The 16,036-nt window shown below is 70.7% G+C and carries 16 protein-coding genes and 2 tRNA genes; 5 read left to right on the forward strand and 13 right to left on the reverse strand.

Features of this window, described 5'->3' with window-relative positions:
• Window positions 1-2 precede the first annotated feature (2 nt).
• Window positions 3-2,021 carry a Stk1 family PASTA domain-containing Ser/Thr kinase gene (gene pknB, locus ACZ4Z1_RS16440; RefSeq protein ID WP_468487282.1) on the forward strand — a complete coding sequence of 673 codons (2,019 nt, stop codon included), beginning with the start codon at window positions 3-5 and terminating at the stop codon, window positions 2,019-2,021.
• Between the two features lie 169 nt (window positions 2,022-2,190).
• Here pknB and ACZ4Z1_RS16445 read toward each other — a convergent pair whose 3' ends face one another.
• The 6 genes from ACZ4Z1_RS16445 to ACZ4Z1_RS16470 all read right to left on the reverse strand — a co-directional run bounded on the left by ACZ4Z1_RS16445 (window position 2,191) and on the right by ACZ4Z1_RS16470 (window position 7,241).
• Window positions 2,191-2,937, reverse strand: a complete 747-nt coding sequence (locus tag ACZ4Z1_RS16445; RefSeq protein WP_468487283.1) for a class E sortase — start codon at window positions 2,935-2,937, stop codon at window positions 2,191-2,193.
• Between the two features lie 25 nt (window positions 2,938-2,962).
• Window positions 2,963-4,693, reverse strand: a complete 1,731-nt coding sequence (locus ACZ4Z1_RS16450; protein WP_468487284.1) for a class E sortase — start codon at window positions 4,691-4,693, stop codon at window positions 2,963-2,965.
• Window positions 4,690-5,376 carry an aminodeoxychorismate/anthranilate synthase component II gene (locus tag ACZ4Z1_RS16455; RefSeq protein WP_468487285.1) on the reverse strand — a complete coding sequence of 229 codons (687 nt, stop codon included), beginning with the start codon at window positions 5,374-5,376 and terminating at the stop codon, window positions 4,690-4,692. The genes ACZ4Z1_RS16450 and ACZ4Z1_RS16455 overlap by 4 nt, the downstream gene beginning before the upstream one ends.
• Window positions 5,373-5,549 (reverse strand): hypothetical protein, encoded by a 177-nt coding sequence (locus tag ACZ4Z1_RS16460; protein ID WP_030017044.1) that lies wholly within the window; start codon window positions 5,547-5,549, stop codon window positions 5,373-5,375. Before ACZ4Z1_RS16460 ends, ACZ4Z1_RS16455 begins: the two co-directional genes overlap by 4 nt.
• A gap of 93 nt (window positions 5,550-5,642) precedes the next feature.
• Window positions 5,643-6,419, reverse strand: coding sequence for a class E sortase (locus ACZ4Z1_RS16465; RefSeq protein ID WP_468487286.1), 777 nt, complete (start codon window positions 6,417-6,419; stop codon window positions 5,643-5,645).
• A 51-nt stretch (window positions 6,420-6,470) separates the two neighbouring features.
• Window positions 6,471-7,241 carry a DUF881 domain-containing protein gene (locus ACZ4Z1_RS16470; RefSeq protein ID WP_468487287.1) on the reverse strand — a complete coding sequence of 257 codons (771 nt, stop codon included), beginning with the start codon at window positions 7,239-7,241 and terminating at the stop codon, window positions 6,471-6,473.
• 150 nt (window positions 7,242-7,391) lie between these two features.
• Between ACZ4Z1_RS16470 and crgA the strand changes: the two genes are divergently transcribed.
• Window positions 7,392-7,649, forward strand: a complete 258-nt coding sequence (gene crgA / locus ACZ4Z1_RS16475) for a cell division protein CrgA (RefSeq protein WP_398346694.1) — start codon at window positions 7,392-7,394, stop codon at window positions 7,647-7,649.
• Between the two features lie 468 nt (window positions 7,650-8,117).
• Here crgA and ACZ4Z1_RS16480 read toward each other — a convergent pair whose 3' ends face one another.
• Entirely contained in the window at window positions 8,118-9,026 is a 909-nt protein-coding gene (locus ACZ4Z1_RS16480; protein WP_468487288.1) for a rhomboid family intramembrane serine protease, read from the reverse strand.
• Window positions 9,027-9,224: 198 nt separating this feature from the next.
• Window positions 9,225-9,752, reverse strand: a complete 528-nt coding sequence (locus ACZ4Z1_RS16485; RefSeq protein ID WP_468487289.1) for a peptidylprolyl isomerase — start codon at window positions 9,750-9,752, stop codon at window positions 9,225-9,227.
• A 309-nt stretch (window positions 9,753-10,061) separates the two neighbouring features.
• Between ACZ4Z1_RS16485 and ACZ4Z1_RS16490 the strand changes: the two genes are divergently transcribed.
• On the forward strand, window positions 10,062-10,781 hold the full coding sequence (locus ACZ4Z1_RS16490; RefSeq protein ID WP_468487290.1) for a DUF5324 family protein: 720 nt from the start codon (window positions 10,062-10,064) through the stop codon (window positions 10,779-10,781).
• Between the two features lie 82 nt (window positions 10,782-10,863).
• Here ACZ4Z1_RS16490 and ACZ4Z1_RS16495 read toward each other — a convergent pair.
• Window positions 10,864-10,936 (reverse strand) — tRNA-Ala (locus ACZ4Z1_RS16495).
• A gap of 129 nt (window positions 10,937-11,065) precedes the next feature.
• Between ACZ4Z1_RS16495 and ACZ4Z1_RS16500 the strand changes: the two genes are divergently transcribed.
• Both ACZ4Z1_RS16500 and ACZ4Z1_RS16505 read left to right on the forward strand, forming a co-directional pair.
• Window positions 11,066-11,614 carry a helix-turn-helix domain-containing protein gene (locus tag ACZ4Z1_RS16500; RefSeq protein WP_125046046.1) on the forward strand — a complete coding sequence of 183 codons (549 nt, stop codon included), beginning with the start codon at window positions 11,066-11,068 and terminating at the stop codon, window positions 11,612-11,614.
• Between the two features lie 80 nt (window positions 11,615-11,694).
• On the forward strand, window positions 11,695-13,131 hold the full coding sequence (locus tag ACZ4Z1_RS16505; RefSeq protein ID WP_468487291.1) for a serine/threonine-protein kinase: 1,437 nt from the start codon (window positions 11,695-11,697) through the stop codon (window positions 13,129-13,131).
• A 42-nt stretch (window positions 13,132-13,173) separates the two neighbouring features.
• Here the strand turns inward: ACZ4Z1_RS16505 and ACZ4Z1_RS16510 are convergent, their stop codons facing one another.
• The 4 genes from ACZ4Z1_RS16510 to ACZ4Z1_RS16525 all read right to left on the reverse strand — a co-directional run bounded on the left by ACZ4Z1_RS16510 (window position 13,174) and on the right by ACZ4Z1_RS16525 (window position 16,028).
• Window positions 13,174-14,505, reverse strand: a complete 1,332-nt coding sequence (locus ACZ4Z1_RS16510; protein ID WP_468487292.1) for a hypothetical protein — start codon at window positions 14,503-14,505, stop codon at window positions 13,174-13,176.
• A gap of 208 nt (window positions 14,506-14,713) precedes the next feature.
• Window positions 14,714-14,848, reverse strand: coding sequence for a DLW-39 family protein (locus tag ACZ4Z1_RS16515; RefSeq protein ID WP_003958712.1), 135 nt, complete (start codon window positions 14,846-14,848; stop codon window positions 14,714-14,716).
• Window positions 14,849-15,111: 263 nt separating this feature from the next.
• Window positions 15,112-15,188 (reverse strand) — tRNA-Ile (locus ACZ4Z1_RS16520).
• A 114-nt stretch (window positions 15,189-15,302) separates the two neighbouring features.
• Window positions 15,303-16,028 (reverse strand): DUF3566 domain-containing protein, encoded by a 726-nt coding sequence (locus ACZ4Z1_RS16525; RefSeq protein ID WP_468487293.1) that lies wholly within the window; start codon window positions 16,026-16,028, stop codon window positions 15,303-15,305.
• Between the last annotated feature and the right edge of the window lie 8 nt (window positions 16,029-16,036).

Genomic DNA, 16,036 nt, shown 5'->3' on the forward strand with positions numbered 1-16,036 from the left:
TTATGGAAGAGCCGCGTCGCCTCGGCGGCCGGTACGAGCTGGGCTCGGTGCTCGGCCGCGGTGGCATGGCCGAGGTCTACCTCGCGCACGACACCCGCCTGGGCCGCACCGTCGCTGTGAAGACGCTGCGCGTGGACCTCGCCCGCGACCCGTCCTTCCAGGCCCGGTTCCGCCGTGAGGCCCAGTCGGCCGCCTCGCTGAACCACCCGTCGATCGTCGCGGTCTACGACACCGGCGAGGACTACGTCGACGGTGTCTCCATCCCGTACATCGTCATGGAGTACGTCGACGGCTCCACCCTGCGTGAACTGCTGCACTCCGGCCGCAAGCTGCTGCCCGAGCGGTCGCTGGAGATGACCATCGGCGTCCTCCAGGCGCTGGAGTACTCCCACCGGGCCGGCATCGTCCACCGCGACATCAAGCCGGCCAACGTCATGCTGACCCGCACCGGCCAGGTGAAGGTCATGGACTTCGGCATCGCCCGCGCGATGGGCGACGCCGGCATGACGATGACGCAGACCGCCGCGGTCATCGGCACGGCGCAGTACCTCTCGCCCGAGCAGGCCAAGGGCGAGCAGGTCGACGCCCGCTCCGACCTGTACTCGACCGGCTGTCTGCTCTACGAACTGCTCACCGTGCGGCCGCCCTTCGTCGGCGACTCGCCCGTCGCCGTGGCCTACCAGCACGTACGGGAAGAGCCGCAGCCGCCGAGCAACTTCGACCCCGAGATCACGCCCGAGATGGACGCCATCGTCCTCAAGGCGCTGGTCAAGGACCCGGACTACCGCTACCAGTCGGCGGACGAGATGCGCGCCGACATCGAGGCGGCCCTCGACGGGCAGCCGGTCGCGGCAACCGCCGCCCTCGGCGCGGTCGGCTACGACCAGGACCAGCCGACGACGATGCTGCGCCCGCAGGACCCGGCCGGCCAGACGTCGATGCTGCCGCCGATGAACCCGGACGACGGCGCTTACGGCTACGACGAGCGGCCCGACCGGCGCCGCGGCGGTGGCGGCCAGAAGAAGAAGCACACCTCGACGATCCTGCTGGTCGTCGCGGGCATCCTCGTCCTGGCCGGTGCGATCTTCATCGGCAAGGCGATGTTCAACAGCACCAACACCAGCAGCGACGTCAAGGTGCCGGAGCTGACCGGCAAGACCTTCGAGCAGGCCAAGGCGGCCGGCGTCAACGGTGGCTTCAAGGTCAGCAAGGGCGGCAGCACGGCCTGCGAGAACGTCGAGAAGGACCAGGTCACCAAGCAGGAGCCGGCCGCCGGCGAGACGGTCGCCAAGGACGAGACGGTGACGGTGACGATGTGCACCGGGCCGGAGAAGGTCACCATCCCCGACGTCACGGGCCTGACCTTCGACAGGGCGAAGGACGACCTGAAGAGCAAGGGTTTCGAGGACGTCCAGAAGACCGAGCGGGTCTCCGACCGTACCGAGGGCACGGTCATCGACCAGGACCCCAAGCCGCAGGGCGAGGGGACCAAGAAGACCAAGATCACGCTGGTGGTCGCGAAGAAGTCGCCCACCACGACGGTGCCGGTGGTCACCGGCCAGGACTTCAACGCGGCGCAGAAGCAGCTGACGGACCTCGGCTTCCAGGTCAGCAAGAACGAGCAGGAGACGTCCGACCCGAACCAGGCCGGCAAGGTCATCGCGCAGTCCCCGAACGGCAACTCGCAGGCCAGGAACGGCTCGACGATCACGCTGACCGTCGGCAAGGCAGCCGAGCAGAAGCCGGTGCCCACCGTCGTCGGCCAGAGCGTCAAGGATGCCAAGAAGGCCCTGCAGGACGCCGGCTTCACCAACATCCAGTTCGCGGGCGGCAGCTCGCAGGACGACAAGGCCCGCGTGGTCAGCCAGGACCCGCAGCCCAACACCCCGTCCGACCCCGGGACCACGACGGTGACGCTCACCACGTTGGGCGGCACCCCCAGCGGTGGGGACGACAGCGGTGACGAGGGCGGCATATTCGGCGACCCGAGCGACTGGTGGGGGCGGCACAAGAAGCACTGACGGACAACCGTCGCGGTACTCCCCGTACGGGAAAGCCCCGGCACCCTTCGTGGGGGCCGGGGCTTTGTCGTGGGCGGGGCTGAGGCGGGAGCCGGAGCCTTGCTGAGGGCCGGAGTCTCGCTGTGGGCGGGGGCTTTGTCGTGGGCGGGGGCTCGTGCCGCCCTCGGTCTCAGCGCAGTTCCTTCGGCGGCGTGCGCTCGGCGTCGACCTTCTCGGTGCGCTCCAGCTCGCCCCAGACGATGTAGCGGTACGTGGAGGTGTAGACCGGCGTGCAGGTCGTCAGCGTGATGTAACGGCCCGGCTTGCGCTTGCCGGACTCCTTGGGGACCTCGTCCAGGACGTCGACGTTGTACTTCGAGGTCTCGTCCAAGGTCGCGTAGACCTTGTAGACGTACCAGGTGTCCTTGGACTCGAAGACGATCGCATCGCCGTCCTTGAGCTTGTCGATGTTGTGGAACTTCGCGCCGTGGCCGTCGCGGTGCGCGGCGAGCGAGAAGTTGCCCTTCTTGTCCTGCGGCAGGGCCGACGTGACCGGCTCGGTGTAGTAGCCAGCGACGCCCTCGTTCAGGACATCGGGGTCGATGCCCTTCTTCACGAGCACCTCACCGTTCTTCATCGCCGGAACGTGCAGGAAGCCGATGCCGTCCTTCGTGTCGAGCGCGCCGGGTCTCTTGGGGCCCTGCGCCCAGTTATTGCGTACCGTGTCGCCCTGCTGGTGCGCCGCACGGTCGGCGAGGACGTTCGTCCACCACAGCGAGTAGACGACGAAGAGCGCCAGGATCAACCCCGCCGTGATCAGCAGCTCGCCGATGACGCTGACGACGGCGGCGATCCGCCCGCGCGTGCGGCGCGGCGGCGTGGACGCCGGCTGCTCCGCCGCCGGGCCGGTGTGCTCGTCGTGTCCGGTGGCAGTCACCGCGTGGTACCCCTCTTACAGTCGCTCAGCTGACGAGCGCATCCGGCTTGCCCTTGCTCCGCGGCCGCTCCTCGACCATCTTGCCCCAGACGATCATCCGGTAGGTACTGGTGAATTCCGGGGTGCAGGTCGTCAGCGTGATGTAGCGGCCGGGGCCGGTGAACCCGGAACCCTTCGGCACCGCGCCGATCACCGCGATGTTCCGCGGCGAGGTCTGCGGCAGGATGCTCTCCATCGTGTACGTGTAGTACGTGCTGCGCGTCTCGACGACGATCTTGTCGCCCTTGGTCAGCTTGTTGATGTAGCGGAACGGCTCACCGTGGGTGTTGCGGTGCCCGGCCACCGCGAAGTTGCCCTGCTTGTCCCAGGGCATCGCGGTCTTCACGCTGTTCTTGTCGTAGTGGCCGACCATGCCGCGGTCCAGCACCGCGGGCTTGCTGATGCCCTCGGCGATCGGGACCTTCACGTCCAGCTTGGGGATATACATGATCGCGAAGCCCTGGCCGGGCGAGAAGGCGTCGGGCTTGCGGTCCTCGCCGCCCTCGTCCCACTCGTGCTCCAGGTTGCTGGCGGTGCCGCCCGCCTGCTGGTGCGCCAGCACGTTCGTCCACCACAGCTGGTAGGTGACGAAAAGCAGCATCAGGACGCCGAGGGTGATGAACACCTCGCCCACGGCCCGGCTGACGACGATGCCCGGGCTCTCCTTGCGGGCCCGCTCGGCGCGGCGCGCCTCCAGCCGCGTCATGGGCGCGGAAGACGCCTCAGCGGCCGAGGAGGAGGCGTCGGCAGCGGACGAAGGGGAACCGCGCCGAGCGCGCCTGTTACCGCGTTTGGCGGCCTCCTGGGCGGCTTTACGGCGTGCGGCACGGCCACCGGTCACCGGTGGCGTCGACACCGCCGCATCCGGGGCCGTCGACGGGTGCTCTGTTTCACGTGAAACAGAGCCCGGATCACCGCGGCCGCTGCCGGGCTCCTGGGCCTGACGGAGCGCCATGGTCTCGGCGTCGAGCGCGGGATCCTGGGTGCGCGCCGGACCCGGGGTGGGCGCCGGGCCCGGGGTGGGCGCCGGACCCGGGGTGGGCGCCGGGCCCGGGACGTTCATCGGGTCCGAGGCGGGCACCGGGACCACGGCGTCGGCCGAGGGTGTGGCGCTGACCGGGGGTGTAGCGCTGACCGGGCCTGGTACGTACGGCGGGTCCAGGGCCGGATTCAGGAAGGGGTCTGCCGTGTGGGCGGGAGCAGGTGCCGGGTCCGGCACGTACGCCGACGTCTGAGGCCGGGGCTGTGACTGGGCCTGAGCCGGGCCGGATATCGGACCGTTCGCGGGGCGGTACGGGGCTTGATCCGGAACGGGGGCCTGGTTCTGGTTGGGTGCCTGGTCCCGGGCGGGAGCCTGGTCCCGGGCGGGAGCCTGGTCCCGGGCGGCGGCCTGGCTCCGGGCAGGTGCCCCGCTCGGGGTGGCTGCCTGGTTCCCGGCCGCCCCCTGCTGCGGTGCCGGGGCCGCCGACGGGGCCTGATGCGGGCGGAACCACGGCGAACCGCTCTTCCCCGAAGTGGCCTGCGCCGGCCCCGGCTGCGCGTTCCGCGCGGGGCCGGGCCGCGGCTCCCGCGCCGACGGCCGGCCGGGGAGCGGGTCCGTCAGCGGGTCGTCCAGCTGCCCGACGGCCGCCTCGAACGCCTCGCGGTCGTACGCGCCGTCGGCGTCGCGCGACGGCTCGTAGGACCTCCCCTCGCGCTCGCGGCGGAGGTCAGTCACGCGCCGACCCTGCCGACCACCGGGGCGAGCCCCGCCGAGCGCTCCACCGCACCGGGATCGCCGCACTCCACCAGCCAGTTGGCGAGCATCCGGTGGCCCCACTCGGTCAGCACCGACTCGGGGTGGAACTGGACGCCTTCCACCGGGAGTTCGCGGTGCCGCAGCCCCATCGCCACACCGGTCTCGGCGTCATCGCCCGTCCAGGCGGTGACCACCATCTCATCGGGGACGGTGCCGGGCTGCACGGCCAGGGAGTGGTAGCGGGTCGCGGTGAAGGGGGTGGGCAGCCCCTTGAAGACGCCCGCGCCCTCGTGGGAGACCAGGGAGGTCTTGCCGTGCAGCAGTTCGGGGGCCCGGTCCACGACACCCCCGTACGCCACCGCCATCGACTGCAGCCCGAGGCAGACGCCGAAGACCGGCACGCCGGTGTCGGCGCAGTGCCGGACCATGTCGACGCAGACGCCGGCCTGCTCGGGAGCGCCGGGGCCGGGGGAGAGCAGCACGCCGTCGAAGCCTCCCCCGCTCTCGGCTCCGCTCGAGCGGGAGGTGCCCCCATGGACGTGCCGCAGCTCGACCTCGTCGTTGCGCAGCACCTCGCACTCGGCCCCGAGTTGGTAGAGGTACTGGACGAGGTTGAAGACGAAGCTGTCGTAGTTGTCGACGACGAGGATCCTTGCGGTCATCGGACAGCGCCCATCCCTCGGTCCACCGTGACGTCGTTGAAGGGGAGCAGCGGCTCCGCCCACGGGAAGACGTACTGGAAGAGCACGTAGACGATCGCCAGCACCAGCACGAGCGAGATCAGCGCCCTCACCCATGCGTTGCCCGGCAGATGCCGCCAGATCCAGCCGTACATGCTGTCGCTGTCCCTACTCGCCGATGACGATGACCGTGTCGATCGATGTCGATCGCCACACCAGACTAAAGGTCGAGGGCGGGGGCCGGGGGGTCAGCCGGTCAAAGCCGACGGCCTTCCGCGTTCCACGGGTTGGGTGGAATCCAGGTGTGCCCAGGCGATCAGCCGGTGGCTGTGGCCCCACTCCGGCTCGCAGGTCGTCAGGGTGAGGTATCGACCCGGACCGTTGTATCCCGATTTGTGCGGTACGGGGTCGATGACGCCGATGTCGGTGGGCAGCGTCGTGTAGGGGCGCCGGTCGATCCGGTACGTGTACCAGGTCGCGCCGTCCGTGAGGACCACCGCGTCGCCCGGCCGCAGCTCGGGGAAGTCCTTGAACGGGTCGCCGTAGGTCCGCCGGTGGCCGGCGACCGCGAAGTTGCCCGTCTCACCGAGCCGCGCGGTGCGGTCGTAGTGCCCCAGCCCCTTCTTCAGGACGTCCGTCCCGGTGCCCTCCAGTACGGGCTTGCTCCAGTCGGCGCCGAACCGCGGGATGTACATCACGGCGAAGGACTTGCCGTTGTCGTACCGCGGCTGCCGCGCGGGACCGCCCGGCTGCCCGGCAGCACCGTCCGGGGAGGCGGTGGCGACCGGGCCGGTGGACCACCGGTCCTGGAGCTCGCCGATCTCGCCGTCCATCGCGCTGTCGGCCCGCACCCCCGTCCAGAACAGGACGTACACCACGAAGAGGACGATCAGCGTGCCGACGGTGACACAGACCTCGCTGAACGTCCGCACGACCAGCCGCGCCGCCGTGGCGGGCCGCCGTCCCGCGCCGCCGGGCCGCCCCCGCGTCCCGGACCGTGCCGCCGCTCCGGACCGTGCCGTCATCGCGGACCGCCCCCTCCCCGGCCGCCGGCGCCTACGCGGGCGGCTGGCGGATCACGGCTTCACAGGCTGTGCGTAGTGGAGATCCACTGTGCCGGAGTAGCCGGGCAGAGTCACCGTCTCGTGCTGGTCGACTTTCCAGCCGAGGCCGTACGCGTTGACGTACTGCATGTAGTTCTGGATGGCCGGCGAGGCGGTCAGTGCCCTGTTCAGCTTCTCCCGGTCGCCGACGGCGGTGACCTTGTACGGAGGCGAGTAGACACGGCCCTGGAGGATCAGGGTGTTGCCGACGCAGCGCACCGCGCTGGTGGAGATCAGCCGCTGGTCCATGACCCGGATGCCCTTCGCGCCGCCCTGCCACAGCGCGTTGACCACGGCCTGCAGGTCCTGCTGATGGATCACCAGGTCGTTGGGCTGCGGCTCCGGTACGCCGGGGATCTTCGCGGTGGCGTTCGGTGGGGCGTCGGTGAGGGTGACGGTCATGCCCTGGCCGGTGACCGGCTGGGTGCCCGCGTTCTTCTCCAGCGCCGCCAGCTTGCGGTTCTCCGCCTCCGAGTTGCCGCTGTCCTGGTGCGCGAGCGTGTCGACCTCGTCGCGCAGCGCGGCGTTGCGCTCGTCGTGGGCGCCGTTCTTGTGGCTGCGTTCCTGGATGAGGTCGGACAGGCGCAGCATCGAGTCGTCGGAGCGCAGGTCCGTACCGCGCGCGGTGTCGAAGCTCAGCCAGAAGATCAGACCGGCGAGCGCGAACACCGCCAGGGTCAGCAGACGCACCGGCCGCAGGCGGCGGCGCGGCGGGCGGCCGGGGGAGTCAGCGGAAGTGCTCAACGTACCCTTGCTCCTTACGACGCCGCGGAAGCACTACGCTAACGGACGCCCGGGGAGGGTATCCGCTCCCCGTCGCTTCCCCGCCCGGCCCGCGTCACGCATCATCCGCCCCCAGTGCGGTCACGCAGATCATCGACAGGAGAGTTCCTCGTGCCGAAGTCACGGATCCGCAAGAAGGACGACTTCACGCCGCCACCGGCGAAGCAGACGACCAATCTGCGCATGAGTTCCGGCCGGGGCTGGGTCGCCCCGGTGATGCTGGCGCTCTTCCTGATCGGTCTGGTGTGGATCGTGCTCTTCTACGTGACCGGGGGCGACATGCCCGTCAAGGCGATGGGCAACTGGAACATCGTGTGCGGGTTCGGCTTCATCGCGGTGGGCTTCGGCGTGTCCACCCAGTGGAAGTAGCCCAGACCGATCGGCTCGAGCCGATCAGCTCGAGCCGATCAGCCCGGACCGATCAGCCCAGGCCAAGTGGCCCGGACCGGGTGACCCGGGCCGGCCGCAGCCTCTGGTGACACCGGCCTTCGAGGCCGACCACGCCCCGCAGGGCGGTCACGACGCCGCCCTGCCCGGGCAAGCCCTGCCCAAGGCCATCCACACAGTTATCCACAGCCGGGGAAAACTTCAGAAGATCTGTGGATAACTTCCCGGCCGTTGACGCCGGTGTGACCAGCGACCCGTCATCCGGGCCACTGCCGCGTCCCGTCCTTCCTGGGCAAACGCAGCTCCGCGCGAATCGGAACACCCGTTCCCCACCCGGTGCACAAGATCCGACACACGCTGTGGACAACCTGTGCCCGGAGCGCTCCCTCAGGGCTTCACAGCCCGGCACGGCACCACCGCACACCGTGAGCCCGAGCCTCCCGCCTCCGCTCACCCCACGAGCTGAACGGTCCGCACCCACACCACCGCGACGATCACCAGGAACGCCACCGCGAACGTCGCCCCCTGCACCAGCGCCCGCCGCTCCCGCGGCGCGTGCACCAGCCCGTACGTCACGGCCGCGCCCACGACCAGTCCGCCTACGTGAGCCTGCCACGCAATGTCCGGCCACGCGAACGTGAAGACGAGATTCAGCGCGAGCAGGATCAGCACGGGCCGCATGTCGTAGTTCAGGCGGCGCATCAGTATGGCCGTCGCGCCGAGCAGCCCGAAGATCGCGCCGGACGCCCCCAGCGAAGGCTGGTTCTGCGCGGCGAGGAGGTACGACAGGGCGCTGCCGCCGAGGGCGGAGAGCAGGTAGAGCGCGATGAAGCGGGCCCGGCCGAGGGCCGCCTCCAGCGGCGGGCCGAGCCACCACAGCGACAGCATGTTGAAGATGATGTGCATCGGCTGCTGGTGCAGGAACGCCGCCGTCAGCAGGCGGTAGTACTCGCCCTCGGCGACGCCGATGAACTTCAGGTCCCCGGGGACGAAGGCCCCGCCGATCATCTCCAGGTCCTGGACCAGGCCGTCGCCCATCGACAGCACCGCGATGAACACCGCGACGTTGATACCGAGCAGGATCTTGGTGACCAGGCGGGCGTCCGCGGCCAGCGAGCCGCCCGCGATCGTCCGGGGGGCGGTGGCCTGCGCCGTACGGCCCGTGCCGCTGCCGCCGCGTACGCAGTCCGGGCACTGGAACCCGACCGACGCGCTGACCATGCACTCGGGGCAGATGGGCCGCTCGCAGCGCGTACAGCTGATGCCCGTCGCCCGGTCCGGATGGCGGTAGCAGCCGGGCGCGGCTTCGCCCGCCCGTGCGTCCTGCGGCTCCTGTGGGCTGCCCGGCGCCTGGTCCATGGTCCCCTCGGTCCCTCGTGCCGAATCCGTGCGGACGTCACCGCACGACGAAGTGCGCGCCCCACCCGATCTACGACCGGGCAGGGCGCAATGGTTCCCGCGAGCCGCGCGTCCGCACTCCGGGACCGCTACGGGCCCCCGGGCCGGACAGCCGCGATGGCGCGTCGCCGCGTCATCGCCTCGCCGCCTCGCCGTGTGTCAGCGACTCTCGACGACGACCGACTCGATCACGACGTCGTTGACCGGGCGGTCCGTGCGCGGGTTGGTCTGGGCCGCCGCGATGGCGTCCACGACCTTCTTGCCCGCGTCGGTGGTGACCTCACCGAAGATGGTGTGCTTGCCGGTCAGCCAGGTGGTCGGGGAGACCGTGATGAAGAACTGCGAGCCGTTGGTGCCCGGGCCGGCGTTGGCCATGGCCAGCAGGTACGGCTTGTTGAAGGCCAGGTCGGGGTGGAACTCGTCGGCGAACTCGTAGCCGGGGCCGCCCGTGCCGTTGCCCAGCGGGTCGCCGCCCTGGATCATGAAGCCGCTGATCACCCGGTGGAAGACCGTGCCGTCGTACAGCTTCTCCTTGGACTTCTTGCCGGTCTCCGGGTGCGTCCACTCACGCTCACCCTTGGCGAGCTCGACGAAGTTCTTCACGGTCTTCGGAGCGTGGTTCGGCAGGAGCCGAATCTCGATGTCGCCCTGATTGGTCTTCAGGGTGGCGTAGAGCTGTTCAGCCACGATCTACCTTCCATAAGTCTGCACTGACGGTTCCCGATCCTCGCACGGACGCCCGTAGTGCACCCGGACACCGCCGCGTTCCCGTTCCTCTTTCCGCCACCAGTACCCGCCGAACCGGCGCACGGCCCGGAAAACCGTGGCATTGTCATCGCAAGGCTCCGTATGGCCCTCAATGACCCGGATGCCCGTCCGCGCATGCCGTATGTCGTGCCGACAGGCATGATCTTGACTCGGGTGGACAGGCGACACAGCAGACATTGGGGGACAACCCCCGAGCCCCCCGGACACGCCACCGAGGAGGAGGATCCCGTGACCCGCAAGGACAGCGTGCGCGCGGCGACCAGTTCGGCCAAGGACAGCGTGCGGCACGCGGCGGAGGTGGTGGCTCCGTATGCCGGTACGGCCAAGGACACCGCCGCGCACTACGCGCACGAGGCCCGTACCCGACTGGCACCCAAGGTGGCCGAGGCCGCTCACCAGGCCCGCAGCCAGTACGACGCCCACCTGCAGCCCCGCCTGGAGCACGCCCGCGGCGCCCTGCCGCCGAAGGTGGACGCGGCCGCGAGCCGGGCCGCCAAGCGCACCCGCAAGGCCGCCCGCCAGGCCGCGGACTACACCGCCCCGCGCGTCGAGCACGCCGTGCACAGCGCGCGCGCCGCGGCCGAACCGGTCCGCGAACAGGCCGTCGCACGCGGCACCGCCGCCATCGCCGCCCTCCGCGGCCAGGTGTCGGCCAAGGAGATCGAAAAGCTCGTCAAGAAGCACAACCGTCGCCGCCGCGCCGGCAAGGCCGCCAAGCGCCTCGCGGTCGTAAGCCTCCTCGCCGGCGGTGCCTACGCCGCCTGGAAGTGGTGGGACAAGCAGGCCAACCCGGACTGGCTGGTCGAACCCCCGGCCCCCACCGAGGTCAGCGAGCGCGCCACCCTGACCGCCGTCGACGACACCCCCGAGGCCGCCGCCCTGGACCCCGAGGTCCAGGCCAAACAGGCCGAGGCCGAAGCGGAGGAACGCGGCGGGCCCCAGCCCTGACCCGCCCGCCGACCTCGGCCGCCCAGGCAGCAAAAAGACCCCTCCCACCTGCGGTGACGCGGGCGGGAGGGGTCTTCCTCTGTGGAGCCTAGGGGAGTCGAACCCCTGACATCTGCCATGCAAAGACAGCGCTCTACCAACTGAGCTAAGGCCCCGTCGCGAACCAGGGTACCCGGTGCCCGGGAGGTTTCCCGACCGGGTATCGCCGCGCGCAGGTGCTCTCCGTAGGATGCTTCGCGAGATTCGCGGCAGCGAAGCGCGATCGGGGAGACAGGGGAGACGCCATGGACGCAGCACAGCAAGAAGCCACCGCGCGCGCTCGGGAGCTGCAGCGCAGCTGGTACGGCGAGCCTCTGGGAGCGCTGTTCCGCCGTCTCATCGACGATCTCGGCCTCAACCAGGCCCGGCTCGCGTCCGTCCTGGGACTCTCCGCGCCCATGCTGTCACAGCTCATGAGCGGCCAGCGGGCCAAGATCGGAAACCCGGCCGTCGTCCAGCGGGTCCAGGCGCTCCAGGAGCTGGCCGGGCAGGTGGCGGACGGCAGTGTCAGCGCCGCCGAGGCCACCGACCGGATGGACGAGATCAAGAAGACCGCGGGCGGGTCGGTGCTCAACAACACCGCGCAGACCGCGTCGTCCACGGGGGCGACGACCGTACGGCGCGTGGTGCGCGAGATCCAGTCACTTCTGCGCTCGGTTTCGGCCGCCGGCGACATCATCGACGCCGCCAACACCCTCGCCCCCACCCACCCCGAACTGGCAGAGTTCCTCAGGGTCTACGGAGCAGGACGCACCGCGGACGCGGTCTCCCACTACGAGGCCCACCAGAGTTAGACGGCGAGCAGCCGGGGCGGCGCGCGCGACGGCCCCGGGAAGTCGGGCAGTTCGGTGGTTCGGTAGGCGGACGGGGCGCAATGGGTGAGGTCTTCGCCGGTCGGTACGAGCTGATCGACCCGATCGGGCGGGGCGGCGTGGGAGCCGTCTGGCGCGCCTGGGACCAGCGGCGGCGCCGCTACGTGGCGGCCAAGGTCCTGCAGCAGAGCGACGCGCACACGCTGCTGCGGTTCGTGCGCGAACAGGCCGTACGGATCGACCATCCGCACGTGCTGGCCCCCGCCAGCTGGGCCGCGGACGACGACAAGGTGCTGTTCACCATGGACCTGGTGCACGGCGGGTCGCTGGCGCACCTCGTAGGGGACTACGGGCCGCTGCCGCCGCGCCTGGTGTGCGTACTGCTCGATCAGCTGCTGTCGGGGCTGACGGCCGTCCATGCCGAGGGCATCGTGCACCGCGACATCAAGCCCGCGAACGTCCTGCTGGAGTCGACCGGTACCGGCCGCCCGCACGTGCGGCTGTCCGACTTCGGCATATCGATGCGCAAGGGCGAGCCGCGACTGACCGACGCCAATTACGTGGTGGGTACGCCCGGTTACTTCGCGCCGGAGCAGATGCTCGGCGCCGAGCCCGACTTCCCCGGGGACCTCTTCGCGGTCGGTCTGGTCGCGGTGCATCTGCTCACCGGCGCCAAGCCGGACTCGCAGAGCCTGATCGAGCACTTCGCCGAACACGGTACGCCGGAGGCTCCCGAGGACATCGCGGAGCCGCTGTGGCAGGTGCTGGCGAATCTACTGCGACCCGACCCCGACCTGCGCTTCAAGACGGCCGCAGGCGCCCGCAAAGCGCTGCTCGCAGCCGCCGAGCTGCTGCCGGAAGCGACGATCGAGGACGAGGCCGTCGAGGTCTTCGACCACATCGGGCCGCTGCCGGCCGGCTTCGGGCCGGACGGTCCGCTGCGGCCGAAGCAGCCGGAGCCGGAGGAGCGGTCCCAGCCGAAGGAGCAACCGGAGCCGAGGGAGCAGCCCCAGCCAAAGGAGCGGGAGGCGCGACAGGTGGCCGCCTCATCGACGCCGCCGACCGCGCCGCCCACCCCGCCCCCGGCGAACATGTCCGACACCGGCAGCTTCCCCCTCGCTCCGCCGTCCAGCGGCTTACCCGCTCCGCAGCACCCGGGTCCACACAGCAACGCCTACGAAGGCGCGCACCGGAGCGGCTCGTACGGAACCCCATCCTCGCGCCCCCCGAACCCCTACGCATCACCACAACCCCCCACCACCCCGCCGACCTTGCCCCCGGCCCGCCCCCTCGGCCCCCCTCCCTCCGAGCCCCCGGCCACCCGCCCGTACACGCCCGGTCACCCGCAGCCCCTGCCGCCCGCCGGACGGGTCGCGGTCCGTCGGCACCGGGCCGTGCCGCAGCGGCGGCCCGGGCCGCCTCCGAAGGTCGCGGTGCCGGTGATCGTGGTGGCGCTGCTCTGCATCGCGTTCGGTGTGTGGGCGCTGGCTGTCAGCTGACGAGCCGCGCGCTGCCCGGTTGTGCCGGGGTACGGACGCGAGTCAGCGTTGCCTGCCCGCTGCGCCGCTTCTCCAGCGCGCTGCCAACGTCCACACCCCCAGCGCCAGCAGCAGAACCGTCCCCGTGCTGATGCCTCCGTACCCCACCATGCGCAGAGTGCTACTCGGGTTGACCTGTTGCGGCGTCATGCCCTCGGCTGTCGCAGCCTGTTGCTGCGGCGTGACGGAGAAGTCGGTGGTTTTCTCCCGGTATTCGGGGCCGCGTTGTGGGCGGCCTGTCGGGTCGACGCGCAGGGTGACCGGGGTGCCGTCCTTGAAGTACTTCGCGGCGTCCGGATGCAGTGACACGGCGAGGTAGTACGAGCCCGCGAAGCGCATCGCGCTGACCGGTGCGGTGGCGTTGTAGCGGTTGCCGTAGTCCACCGGTGCCGTGACGACCCTGACGGCGGCCGGTTTCCCGTCGTACGCGACGAAGCGGGTGTCGCTGACCGGGCCGCGTGCCGGGTTGTAGACGCCCAGCCCCAGCGCGCTCGCCACGAGCCGCGCGCCGGCCACCGCGCCCGGCCCGCGTGCCGCCGCGCCGCTGCCCGCCAGCGTCCCGCCCGGGAGTTCCACGCTCACACTGAGCTGCTGTCCCCAGTCCACCGGCACCCGGTAGAACCGGGTCTCCCCCGGCCTGATGCGGTCCTGCCACACCCCTTTGCCGATCGGCCCGGCGTCGTTGAAGCCGGTGCCGCCTTCGGCATCCTTCTTCGTGCCGCCGGTCAGCGGTACGGGCGTTGCGGTGGACCAGGTGCCCGGGGCGGGCTGTGCGGGCGGAGTGCCCGTGAGCCCGGGTTCACGCTGGAAGCGCAGCTCTACGGGCCAGTCGCCCGCTCCCTCCGCCGACGTCTTGCCTGCCCGCTTGACCACGAGGTAGTAGGCGCCTGGCTTTTGGCAGTTGGTACGCGGGCCGTCGATTCGGCGGGTGGCGTACTCGGCGATCGGGTACGCCATGCCGTGGCCCCGGAAGGCCGTACTCCCGCCCGGGGAGCAGGCGTTGCCGTCGGCGTCCCGGAGGCTGACCTTCAGGCTGTCGGTGTGGTCCGCGACGTCGCTGCCGGGCCGGGGCGCGGCCACCGCGGAGAAGTAGGCGCTGGACTTCCCGTCCAGCCGCACCGCGTAGTGCTTCTCGTCGCCGCGGGCGAGGGTGTCGGTGTACGTGCCCGGCCCGATCCGCGGCGCGTCGGACGGACCCTGTGTGCCCCGTACGGGCTGGGCGCCGGCCGCCGTCCTGTAGGCGGGCGGAGTGTTCCGTGAACCGTCCGCGGGCCCCGCCGTCGCGGAACCCGCCAGCGCCGGTACGGACACGAGCACGGGCACCAGGACGGGCACCAGCCTCCCGGCACGCCCGCGCCGCTGCGTACGCCCCCTCACCACGAGCCACCCCTCACCACATTTGCTTTTGCAAGCTACTTATGTGCTATGGCAAACCCGCTGGGACGGCCGTACCGCGCGCCGCCCCACCCCCGGACGCACGAGACCCCGGTCACCGTCACACGGCGACCGGGGTACGTACGTTGACTACGAACTGCTCTGCGTCTCACACACCCGAACCTGCGGGCACGGAGTCGGTCGCCTCCGTCCACAGATCCTGCTCGGCGCGATCCGCCTGGATCTGGCGGTACACGAGGAGCCCGCCGATGGCGGCCAGTGCGACCAGGAGAAGCTTCTTCACCGCGCGACCTCGTCTTTCGTTGACGTAGGGGACCTCTGGGGGCCGATGATACACACCGGCCGATACCGATCGGTGACCTAGGGCCCGCCCAATACGCACCGATGCACCCGGCCGTCACCCCCCGGCCGTACGGACGAAACCTGTCCGTACGGACAAAGGGCCTGGCCGTACGGAAGGACTGGCCCTACGGAAGAACCGGCCGGACAGCCGAAACCGGACAGACGAAAGAGGCCGCACCGTCTCCGGTAGGACCTCTCTCGCGCTGGTGGGGCTAACAGGACTTGAACCTGTGGCCTCTTCCTTATCAGGGAAGCGCTCTAACCGTCTGAGCTATAGCCCCGCGCTGCACCGAAAGATTAGCGCACTTCAGAGGCATTCCCAAAATCGTGCTCCGGGAGCCCCCGGCCCCCGGACGGGACCGCCGCGCGGCCCCTCCCGAGGGCGCCCGCTTCCGTCACTCGTCCTCGGCCAGGGTCAGCTCCACGCCGCCCACGAACCCGGCCGAGATGTTGTAGATGAAGGCCCCGAGCGTGGCCAGCGCCGTGGCGAGCACGACGTCGATCACCGCGATGACTCCGGTGAACAGCAGCACCCGCGGCAGCGACAGGAACGACTGGAGGTCGAAGCCGCCGCCGTCGCCCGACCCCGTCGCCTCGCTGATCGTGCCGCCGACCGTGGTGAAGACGCCCATCGCGTCCATCACCATCCACAGCACCGCGACGGCCACGATGGTGCAGATCCCGAGCGCGATGGACAGCAGAAAGCTGACCTTCATAACCGACCACGGGTCGGCCCGGGCGACACGCAGCCGGGCCTTGCGCGTACGCGGCGTCGTACGGGCGCCCGTACGCGGCCGGCGCACCCCCTGCTGCGCCCCCGCGCCCTGTCCCGCACCCGATCGGTACGCCTGGGGCGGCTGGTACGGCTGCTGGCCGCCCTGGCCCCCGGCCGCCGGCCCCTGCCCCTGGGCGGGGGGCTGCGGCTGGGACGCGGACTGCGGCTGCTTCGGATACGGCTGACGCCTGTCGGTCACGGTTCCCCCCTGGTAGGAGCCCTCGGACGAGGTGCCGCCGGACGTGGCGGAGCCACGGGCGCTGTCCTCCGTCACGGTCGCGGGTCCCGAACGGGAGTTCTTCCTGTCTCCCGGTCCACCCGCCGCAGCGCCCGTGGCTCCACTCACGACCTACT

This window comes from Streptomyces sp. NPDC030165 (assembly GCF_055573595.1).